Source organism: Pseudundibacterium arcticum (assembly GCF_042646465.1).
GTDB classification, from domain to species: Bacteria; Pseudomonadota; Gammaproteobacteria; order Burkholderiales; family Burkholderiaceae_D; genus Undibacterium_A; species Undibacterium_A arcticum.
Genome location: NZ_JBHRTP010000040.1, coordinates 154,572 through 165,288, shown reverse-complemented (window position 1 = coordinate 165,288; position 10,717 = coordinate 154,572). Strand labels below are relative to the sequence as shown.

7 protein-coding genes are annotated in these 10,717 nt (G+C 60.9%); 6 read left to right on the top strand and 1 reads right to left on the bottom strand.

The window, feature by feature from the left end; all coding sequences use genetic code 11:
* Positions 1-201 precede the first annotated feature (201 nt).
* Positions 202-1,893: a propionate catabolism operon regulatory protein PrpR gene (gene prpR / locus ACFOFO_RS14015; protein WP_390331823.1), complete on the bottom strand. Its 1,692-nt coding sequence runs from the start codon at positions 1,891-1,893 to the stop codon at positions 202-204.
* 309 nt (positions 1,894-2,202) lie between these two features.
* Here prpR and prpB point away from each other — a divergent pair, with 309 nt between their 5' ends.
* The 6 genes from prpB to ACFOFO_RS13985 all read left to right on the top strand — a co-directional run bounded on the left by prpB (position 2,203) and on the right by ACFOFO_RS13985 (position 10,642).
* A complete protein-coding gene (gene prpB / locus ACFOFO_RS14010; RefSeq protein ID WP_390323386.1) occupies positions 2,203-3,093 on the top strand; it encodes a methylisocitrate lyase in 891 nt (296 codons plus the stop codon).
* Between the two features lie 340 nt (positions 3,094-3,433).
* A complete protein-coding gene (prpC, locus tag ACFOFO_RS14005) occupies positions 3,434-4,582 on the top strand; it encodes a bifunctional 2-methylcitrate synthase/citrate synthase (protein WP_390323388.1) in 1,149 nt (382 codons plus the stop codon).
* A 50-nt stretch (positions 4,583-4,632) separates the two neighbouring features.
* Entirely contained in the window at positions 4,633-5,106 is a 474-nt protein-coding gene (locus ACFOFO_RS14000; RefSeq protein ID WP_390331822.1) for a GNAT family N-acetyltransferase, read from the top strand.
* 63 nt (positions 5,107-5,169) lie between these two features.
* Positions 5,170-7,764 carry a Fe/S-dependent 2-methylisocitrate dehydratase AcnD gene (gene acnD / locus ACFOFO_RS13995; protein ID WP_390323390.1) on the top strand — a complete coding sequence of 865 codons (2,595 nt, stop codon included), beginning with the start codon at positions 5,170-5,172 and terminating at the stop codon, positions 7,762-7,764.
* A 136-nt stretch (positions 7,765-7,900) separates the two neighbouring features.
* Entirely contained in the window at positions 7,901-9,109 is a 1,209-nt protein-coding gene (gene prpF, locus ACFOFO_RS13990; protein WP_390323392.1) for a 2-methylaconitate cis-trans isomerase PrpF, read from the top strand.
* Positions 9,110-9,190: 81 nt separating this feature from the next.
* Positions 9,191-10,642, top strand: a complete 1,452-nt coding sequence (locus ACFOFO_RS13985) for a bifunctional 2-methylcitrate dehydratase/aconitate hydratase (RefSeq protein ID WP_390323394.1) — start codon at positions 9,191-9,193, stop codon at positions 10,640-10,642.
* The last annotated feature ends 75 nt before the right edge of the window (positions 10,643-10,717 follow it).

The window sequence follows — 10,717 nt, the reverse complement described above, 5'->3', positions numbered from 1 at the left end:
AGTGATTCGCGCAAACAGCCGGTTAAGCGGCAAACAGAATGCAACACTACACTAGCGATCCCTGACGCTCGTGGCAGTGGGAGCGTCGGCACTCACCGAATTAAGGCGCGCAGCGGCGGAATTAAGGGGAGTATTGCCTTAAACTTGGCATTATCCGCCTGAATTGATTGGCTCTTGAAATATACTGGGTCTAGTATATTTTCAGCCCGGCGCCCGCAATTTGCGCCAGAGCGTCGTGCGGCTGATGCCCAGATGCCGGGCCGCCGCTTCCCGGTTGCCGTCGAAACGGGCCAGTACCTGTGCCGGTGTTTCGGGCGCTGGCGCGACTGCAGGAGCAGGTGCGGGTGCGGGCGGCTCGCGTAGTGACATCGACAGTGACGGCGGCAATGACGCCGGCAGTGAGGTGGCCAGTGAGGTGGCCAGTGACGTCGGCGCGGTACCGGCCAACTCCGGTGCCAGCGCCATCACGAAACTCGGCGACAAGGCCTGCAGTGGTTCTGCCGCCAGATACAGCGCCAGCCTTTCCATCAGGTTGCGCAATTCACGCACATTGCCGGGCCAGGCATAGCTGCCCAGGAGCGGCGCGCAGGCCAGCACTTCGGCGTGCAGATTCGGATGTGGGCGGGCGCCGAGTGCGGCCAGCGCATTTTTCAGGCACCATTCGGCCAGCGGCACCAGGTCTTCGCTGCGATCGCGCAGCGGCGGCAGTGACAGGCGCAACACGCCCAGCCGGTAAAACAGGTCGGCCCGAAAACGGCGTTCGCGCACGCGGGCGTCGAGGTCGCAATGGGTGGCGCTGATGATGCGCACATCGACTGGGATCGGGCGCGTGCCGCCGACCCGCACCACTTCACGCTCTTCCAGCACCCGCAGCAGCCGGGTTTGCAGCGGCAGCGGCATTTCGCCGATTTCATCGAGAAACAGCGTGCCGCGATGGGCCGCCTCGAACAGGCCGGCGTGGCCGCCGCGGCGTGAACCGGTGAACGCGCCTTCTTCGTAGCCGAACAGTTCGGACTCCAGCAGGGACTCGGCGATGGCGCCGCAATTGACCGCGACAAAGGGCCGGTTGCCGGCCACCATGCGCGGGTTTTCGCGATGGATCGCTTGCGCCACCAGTTCTTTGCCGCTGCCGGTTTCGCCCTGGATCAGCACGGTGGCGGGGGATTTCGCATACAACACGATCGATTGCCGCAGCGACTCCATGGCCGCCGAATCGCCGCGCAAGTCGTGCAAGCCATGGCGCGCGCGCAAGGTATCGGGGACCGGCGCGCTGCGGTCACGGCGCGCTTCCAACTGCGTGATGCGCGCGATCTCCAGCGCATCGTCGAACGCTTGGCGGATCGACGCCGCGGAATAGACGAAGACGGCGGTCAGGCCGGCTTCCTCGGCCAGATCGGTAATCAGACCGGCGCCGACGATCACCTTGATGCCGGCAGCCTTGAGTTCGTTGATCTGGGCCCGTGCGTCTTCTTCGGTGGCATAGGTGCGCTGGGCGATGCGGAAGTCGAAGGTGGCGCAGAATTGCGCCAGCTCCGGCATGGTGGTCTGATAGGTGATGATGCCGATCTCGGGCGCAATCTGGCGTGCGCGCGCCAGCGCTTGCATCACGTCGAAGCCGCTGGCCTTGGCGATGACGACCGGCACCGACAGCCGGCTCTTGAGGTAGGCGCCATTCGAGCCGGCGGCGATCACCGCGTCGCAGTGCTCGGTCGCCATGCGTTCGCGGATATGGCGCGCGGCGGCGTCGAAGCCGAGATGGATCGGCTCAATCGTGGCGTGGTCGTCATATTCCAGCGTGATGTCGCGCAACAGGTCGGACAGGCGCGAGACCGAGACGGTCCAGATCACCGGCTTGTCGGCGCTGTCACGCTGAGGGAAGAGGGGTTTGCGCATGGCGTTACGGTCGTTTCATGGTGTAAGTATGAAACATACCATGAAACACATCTGCAACGAATCTGCAACATACGTGAAACGAATTTGAAACATATTTGAAACAATATGAGCCGCCACGAATTTTGCGCGATACTGATGACGACAAGGCAATATCCCAAGTGCTTGATTTTAAATAGTTAAATTATTTTCATCGTCGCTGCTGCGCCAATCGTCGCGAAAAACAGGCTGTTGGCACGCGCATTGCAATACAGGTGCGAACCCGCAATAATTTTCAAGCTTGAAACAGCTTGCAATCGATAAGGTGAACACATGAGCCAAACCTCAGCAGGCGCTGCTTTCCGCCGCGCGGTACAAGAAGAATCCCCATTGCAGGTGGTCGGCGCGATCAATGCCAACCACGCCCTGCTGGCCAAGCGCGCCGGTTTCAGGGCGATTTACCTGTCCGGCGGCGGCGTCGCGGCCGGTTCGCTCGGCTTGCCCGATCTCGGCATCTCCAATCTGGACGACGTCTTGACCGACGTGCGGCGCATCACCGACGTCTGCGACCTGCCGCTGCTGGTGGATGTCGATACCGGCTTCGGCTCGTCCGCCTTCAACGTGGCGCGCACCGTCAAGTCGATGATCAAGTTCGGCGCCGCCGCGATCCATATCGAGGATCAGGTTGGCGCCAAGCGCTGTGGCCATCGGCCCGGCAAGGAAATCGTCAGCAAGCAGGAAATGGTCGATCGCATCAAGGCCGCGGTCGATGCCCGCACCGACGACAACTTCGTGATCATGGCGCGCACCGACGCACTGGCGGTCGAAGGCCTGGAAGCCGCGCTGGAGCGCGCGCTGGCCTGCGTCGAAGCCGGCGCCGATATGATCTTCCCGGAAGCGATCACAGAATTGGCGATGTACCAGCAGTTTGCCGCCGCCGTCAAGGTGCCGGTGCTGGCGAACATCACCGAATTCGGCGCCACCCCGCTGTACACGGTGGAAGAACTGAAATCAGCCGATGTCGGCCTGGTACTGTACCCGCTGTCGGCCTTCCGCGCGATGAACAAGGCGGCCGAAAACGTCTACGGCGCGATCCGGCGCGACGGCAGCCAAAAGAATGTGATCGATACCATGCAGACCCGGATGGAGCTGTATGAACGCATCAACTACCACGAGTTTGAGCAGAAGCTCGATGCATTGTTTGCGCAGCAGAAGGGGAAGTGATTAACCGTAACGTTAGTACCGTCGTTCCTGCGAAGGCAGGAACCCAGCGTCTTTGGTTGATCAACGAACGGTGCGAGGACTCCTCGCACGGATCCCCCCCTTACCGGGCGCATCTGCGCTTGCACGCGCAGATCGTTTCGCAGGCGGACAGCGGGCTGTCCGAATTCCCTGCTACACATTGCGCGGGAATGACGGTGCTTGGTTTTACAGCGCTTGGGGCGATGTTGAAACTACATACTCCCGGCACAATTTATTAGAATTCATAAAATGCGCACGTCTTTATTGCGCCGTTAAAAAATACTGGTAACCAGTATATTAAATTTGCAACAAGGAGAACACGATGTCCGAAGTCCCAACTTTCAAACCCAAAAAGTCGGTCGCGCTATCCGGCGTCACTGCCGGCAACACGGCGCTGTGCTCGGTCGGCAAGACCGGCAACGACTTGCACTATCGCGGCTACGACATCCTGGACGTCGCCGACAGCTGCGAATTCGAAGAAATCGCCTATCTGCTGGTGCATGGCAAGCTGCCGAACGCGGCCGAGCTGTCCGCCTACAAGGCCAAGCTGAAATCGCTGCGCGGATTGCCCGCTGCAGTCAAGGCCGCGCTGGAAGCATTGCCGGCATCGGCGCATCCGATGGACGTGATGCGCACTGGCGCGTCGGTGCTTGGCTGCGTGTTGCCGGAAAAGGACGACCACAGCAGCCCCGGCGCGCGCGACATCGCCGACCGCCTGATGGCCTCGTTCGGCTCGATACTGCTGTATTGGTATCACTACAGCCACAACGGCAAGCGGATCGAAGTCGAGACCGACGACGATTCGATCGGCGGTCATTTCCTGCATCTGCTGCATGGGAAAAAACCTTCGAAGTCCTGGGAACAAGCGATGCACACCTCGCTGATCCTGTACGCCGAACACGAATTCAACGCATCGACCTTCACCGGTCGCGTGATCGCCGGCACCGGTTCTGATATTTACTCCGCCATCACCGGCGCAATCGGTGCGCTGCGCGGCCCGAAACACGGCGGCGCCAACGAAGCCGCGTTTGAAATCCAGAAGCGTTACGACAACCCGGACGAGGCAGAAGCCGACATCAACAAGCGCGTCGAAAACAAGGAAGTCGTGATCGGCTTCGGTCATCCGGTCTACACTATCTCCGATCCGCGCAACAAGGTCATCAAGGAAGTCGCGCGCAACCTGTCCAAGGAGGCCGGTTCGACCAAGATGTTCGACATTGCCGAACGTCTGGAGACCGTAATGTGGGACATCAAGAAGATGTTCCCGAATCTCGACTGGTTCTCGGCCGTGTCGTATCACATGATGGGCGTACCGACCGCGATGTTCACGCCGCTGTTCGTGATCTCGCGCACCTCCGGCTGGTCCGCGCACGTGATCGAACAACGCATCGACAACAAGATCATCCGTCCGAGCGCCAACTATGTCGGGCCGGAAGATCTGAAATTTGTCCCGTTGAATGAACGTAAATAAATGCAAATGACAGCACGCAGGTCCCAATGAGCGTAAGCGAGGATCGAACGATGACATCCCAGCTACCCCTGTCCAAACTGAGTATCAGGCGGGCATTGAAATCGGATTTGCCGCGCTTACTGGAACTGATTGCTGACGATGACCTAGGTAAAAATCGCGAGGGCGTCGGTTCAGACGACGCCTGCTATGCGCACGCCTTTGATCAGATCGACCAGGATGAGTCCCAGTTTTTGATGGTGGGGGAGCTGGATGGCAATGTCGTCGCCATGTTGCAGCTCACTTTCATCCCCGGCCTGAGCAGAAAGGGAGCGTTGCGCGCCATGATAGAAAGTGTGCGGGTCGACGGCCATCTGCGAGGGCAGGGCATAGGCCACTGGATTATCCAGCAGGCGATACAGGTGGCACGGGACCGCGGCTGCAAGTTGGTGCAGCTGACTAGCGACAAGCAACGTCTGCAAGCCCATCGCTTCTATGGAAGTCTGGGATTTTCTGCCTCGCATGAAGGATTCAAGTTGCCACTGTAAAAGCAAATCAGGACTCGTCCGTCAGACCGGAAAATCCCCACTATTCTCAATATTTGACAAGCCATGAATACCTTACACCGCAAACCCCTGCCAGGCACCAAATTGGATTACTTCGACGCGCGCGCCGCGGTCGATGCGATCCTGCCCGGCGCCTATGCCAAGCTGCCCTACACCTCGCGTGTGCACGCCGAGAATCTCGTGCGTCGCTGCGATCCTGCCACGCTGACAGCTTCGCTGAAGCAGCTGATCGAGCGCAAGCGCGATCTCGACTTTCCATGGTTCCCGGCCCGCGTAGTGTGCCACGACATTCTCGGCCAGACCGCACTGGTCGACCTCGCCGGTCTGCGCGATGCCATCGCCGACATGGGCGGCGACCCGGCCAAAGTCAATCCGGTGGTGCCGGTGCAGCTGATCGTGGATCATTCGCTGGCGGTGGAGCACGGCGGCTTTGAGAAGGATGCGTTTGCGAAGAATCGCGCGGTCGAGGATCGCCGCAACGAGGATCGCTTCCACTTCATCGACTGGACCAAGAAGGCCTTCAAGAACGTCGAGGTGATCCCGCCGGGCAACGGCATCATGCACCAGATCAATCTGGAGCGGATGTCGCCGGTGATCTTTGCTGCGGACGGCGTGGCCTATCCGGATACGCTGGTCGGCACCGACAGCCACACCCCGCACGTCGATGCGCTGGGCGTGATCGCGATCGGCGTCGGTGGTCTGGAAGCCGAAAACGTGATGCTCGGCCGCGCCTCGTGGATGCGCCTGCCGGACATCATCGGCGTGGAGCTGAGTGGCAAGCCGCAACCCGGCATCACCGCGACCGACGTGGTGCTGGCGCTGACCGAGTTCCTGCGCAAGGAAAAGGTGGTCGGCGCCTACCTCGAGTTCTACGGCGAGGGCGCCTCGGCGCTGACCCTCGGTGACCGCGCGACCATCTCCAACATGGCTCCCGAGTATGGTGCCACCGCGGCGATGTTCTTCATCGACGACAACACCCTCGACTACCTGCGCCTCACCGGCCGTGAGGACGCGCAGGTCAAGCTGGTCGAGATCTACGCAAAGGAAGCCGGCCTGTGGGCTGACTCGCTCAAGACCGCCGAATACGAGCGCGTCCTGACATTCAACCTGTCTTCTGTGGTCCGCAATATGGCGGGCCCGTCCAACCCGCACAAGCGTCTGCCGACTTCCGATCTGGCGGCGCGCGGCATCGCCGGCAAATGGGAAGAGATTCCTGGCCAGATGCCAGACGGCGCCGTGATTATCGCCGCCATCACCAGCTGCACCAACACCAGCAATCCGCGCAACGTGATTGCCGCCGGCCTGCTGGCCCGCAACGCCAATGCGCGCGGCCTGACCCGCAAGCCTTGGGTGAAGTCGTCGCTCGCGCCTGGCTCCAAGACCGTTCAGCTGTATCTGGAAGAAGCCAAGCTGCTGGCGGAGCTGGAGCAGCTGGGTTTCGGCATCGTCGCCTTTGCCTGCACTACCTGCAACGGCATGAGCGGTGCGCTGGATCCGGCGATCCAGAAGGAAGTCATCGACCGCGACCTGTACGCCACGGCGGTGCTGTCCGGCAACCGCAATTTCGACGGCCGCATCCACCCCTACGCCAAGCAGGCCTTCCTCGCCTCGCCGCCGCTGGTCGTCGCCTACGCTATCGCGGGCACCGTCCGCTTCGACATCGAGAAGGATGTTCTGGGTATCGACCAGAACGGCAAGCCGGTAACCCTGAAGGACATCTGGCCGAGCGATGAAGAGATCGACGCCATCGTCGCCTCCAGCGTGAAGCCCGAGCAGTTCCGGCAGGTCTACGACCCGATGTTCACCTTCAAGGTGCTCGGCGATGAAAAGATCAGCCCGCTGTACGACTGGCGCCCACAGAGCACCTATATCCGCCGTCCGCCGTACTGGGAAGGCGCGCTGGCCGGCGAGCGCACGCTCAAGGGCTTGCGCCCGCTCGCGGTGCTGCCCGACAACATCACCACCGACCACTTGTCGCCATCGAATGCCATCATGCTCAACAGCGCGGCCGGCGAGTACCTGCACAAGATGGGCTTGCCGGAAGAGGACTTCAACTCCTACGCGACCCATCGTGGCGATCACCTCACCGCGCAGCGCGCGACCTTCGCGAATCCGCAGTTGGTGAACGAGATGGCGGTGGTCGATGGCGAGGTCAAGAAGGGTTCGCTGACGCGCATCGAGCCGGAAGGCAAGGTGACCCGCATGTGGGAAGCCATCGAGACCTACATGGAGCGCAAGCAGCCGCTGATCATCATCGCCGGTGCCGACTACGGTCAAGGTTCGTCGCGTGACTGGGCGGCCAAGGGCGTGCGTCTGGCGGGCGTGGAAGTCATCGCGGCCGAGGGCTTCGAGCGCATCCACCGCACCAACCTGATCGGCATGGGCGTACTGCCGCTGGAGTTCAAGCCGGGCGTCAACCGGCTGACTCTGGGCATCGACGGCACTGAAACTTTCGACGTGACCGGTGAGCGCAAGCCACGCACGACGTTGACGTTGGTGATCACGCGCAAGAACGGCGAGCGTGTTGAAGTGCCGATGACCTGCCGTCTGGATACCGCCGAAGAAGTGTCGATCTACGAGGCCGGCGGCGTGTTGCAGCGTTTCGCGCAGGACTTCCTCGAATCATCCAAGGCGGCCTAGGCACTCCTCCCCCTTCAAGGGGGAGGCTGGGAGGGGGATGGGTTTCAATAGTAATGTGAATAACCCAGCCCCACCCTAACCCTCCCCTTGAAGGGGAGGGGACGTATCACCCGACTTCATCAGGAAAAATATTCTCATGGCCCACGTACCCCAGATCAAAATCCCCGCCACCTACATGCGCGGCGGCACCAGCAAGGGCGTGTTCTTCCGCCTGCAGGATTTGCCCGAGCGTTGCCAGGTGCCCGGTGCGGCGCGCGATGCGCTGCTGCTGCGCGTCATCGGTAGCCCGGATCCTTACGGCAAGCAGATCGACGGCATGGGCGGGGCGACCTCCAGTACCAGCAAGACGGTCATCCTGTCGAAGAGCGCCAAGCCCGATCACGACGTCGATTACCTGTTCGGCCAGGTGTCCATCGACCAGGCATTTGTCGACTGGAGTGGCAACTGCGGCAATCTGTCCGCCGCCGTCGGGCCCTTCGCCGTCAGCAATGGCTTGGTCGACGCCAACCGCATTCCGAAGGACGGTGTGGCGACCGTGCGCATCTGGCAGGCCAACATCGGCAAGACCATCATCGCGCAGGTGCCGATCACCGGCGGCGCCGTGCAGGAGACCGGCGACTTCGAGCTCGACGGCGTGACGTTTCCCGCCGCGGAAGTGAAGCTTGAGTTCATGGATCCGGCCGCCGAGGAAGAGGGCGGGGGCGGCGCGATGTTCCCCACCGGCCACCTGGTCGACGATCTCGAGGTGCCGGGTATCGGTACGCTGAAAGTCACGATGATCAATGCCGGCATCCCGACCATCTTCGTCAATGCGGAAGCCATTGGCTACACGGGCACCGAGTTGCAGGACGCCATCAACAGCGATGCCAAGGCCTTGGCCATGTTTGAGACCATACGCGCCCATGGCGCGCTGCGTATGGGCCTGATCAAGCACATCGATGAAGCCGCCAAACGCCAGCACACGCCGAAGGTTGCCTTCGTCGCCAAGCCGGCCGGTTACGTCTCCTCCAGCGGCAAGCAGGTCGCCGCCGGCGACATCGATCTGCTGGTGCGCGCGCTGTCCATGGGCAAGCTGCATCACGCCATGATGGGCACGGCCGCCGTGGCCATCGGCACCGCCGCAGCGATCCCGGGCACATTGGTGAATCTCGCAGCGGGCGGCGGTGCGCATAATTCACAAAAGGCGGCAGTGCGCTTCGGCCATCCGTCGGGCACCTTGCGGGTTGGCGCGGAAGCCAGCCAAAATCCGGCTAGCGGCGAATGGAGCGTGACCAAGGCTATCATGAGCCGCAGTGCGCGGATCCTGATGGAAGGGTGGGTCCGCGTGCCAGGCGATACGTGCTGAGATAGCAGGAGGCGATGTTGGTAAACGGTTGCGTCGACATGGTCAGGATCTGATCATGAGTAATCAAAAAAAGGAAACACCATGTCATCCTATACCAGCAATGCCCGCACCGAATTTGATCAAGAGATCATCGACATCGTCGATTACGTGCGCAAATTCAAAGTCGAATCCAGCATCGCCTACACCACCGCGCGCAACTGCCTGATCGACACCCTTGGTTGCGGTCTGGAAGCGCTTGAATACCCGGCGTGCAAAAAGCTGATGGGACCGATCGTGCCAGGCACCTTGGTGCCGAATGGCGCCAAGGTGCCTGGCACCCAGTTTCAGCTCGACCCTGTGCAGGCCGCGTTCAACATCGGCGCGATGATACGCTGGCTGGATTTCAACGACACCTGGCTGGCAGCCGAATGGGGACATCCGTCGGACAACCTCGGTGGCATTTTGGCCGTGGCCGACTGGCTGTCGCGCAACAACGTCGCCGCCGGGAAAAAACCTTTGCCAATGAAAGACGTGCTGACCGCAATGATCAAGGCGCACGAAATCCAGGGTTGCATCGCGCTGGAAAATTCTTTTAACAAGGTCGGTCTTGATCACGTCGTGCTGGTCAAGGTCGCTTCGACCGCCGTGGTCGCCAACATGCTTGGCCTGACGCGTGATGAGATGCTGAACGCGGTGTCGTTGGCCTGGGTCGATGGCCAAGCACTGCGCACCTACCGCCATTCGCCCAATACCGGCTCGCGTAAATCCTGGGCCGCCGGCGACGCCACCTCGCGCGCCGTGCGCCTGGCCCTGATGGCCAAGACCGGCGAGATGGGCTATCCATCGGTACTGACCGCCAAGACCTGGGGTTTCTACGACGTGCTGTTCAAGGGCCAACCGTTCAAGTTCCAGCGCAAGTACGAGTCCTATGTAATGGAAAACGTGCTGTTCAAGATTTCCTTCCCGGCCGAATTCCATTCGCAGACCGCGGTTGAGGCGGCGATGACCATGCATGCGCAATTGGTCAAAGCTGGCAAGTCGGTCGATGACATCAAGCAGATCACGATCCGCACCCATGAAGCCTGCATCCGCATCATCGACAAGAAGGGCCCGCTGAACAATCCGGCCGACCGCGACCACTGCATCCAGTACATGGTGGCGGTGCCGCTGATTTTCGGCCGCCTGACCGCCGCCGATTACGAAGACAAAGTCGCCTCCGACAAGCGCATCGACGTACTGCGCGACAAGATCGTTTGCGTCGAAGATCCGGCCTTCACCAAGGATTATCATGATCCGAAGAAGCGTTCGATCGCCAATGCGATGACGGTCGAATTCAAGGACGGCAAGAAACTGAAGGAGATCGTGGTCGAATATCCGGTCGGCCACGCACGTCGCCGCAAGGAAGGGATCCCGCTGCTGGAAGCCAAGTTCAAGACCAATCTGGCACGCCAGTTCCCGATCAAGCAACAGCAAATCATCCTCGATGTATCGCTCGATCAGGCCATGCTCGAGAAGATGGCGGTGCACGAGTATGTTGATTTGTACGTGATCTGAACGGATCAGGACTGAATCGAAAAAAGCGCGGCGCCAGTTACTGTCACCGCGCTTTTTGTTTGGTGATCTTGTTGA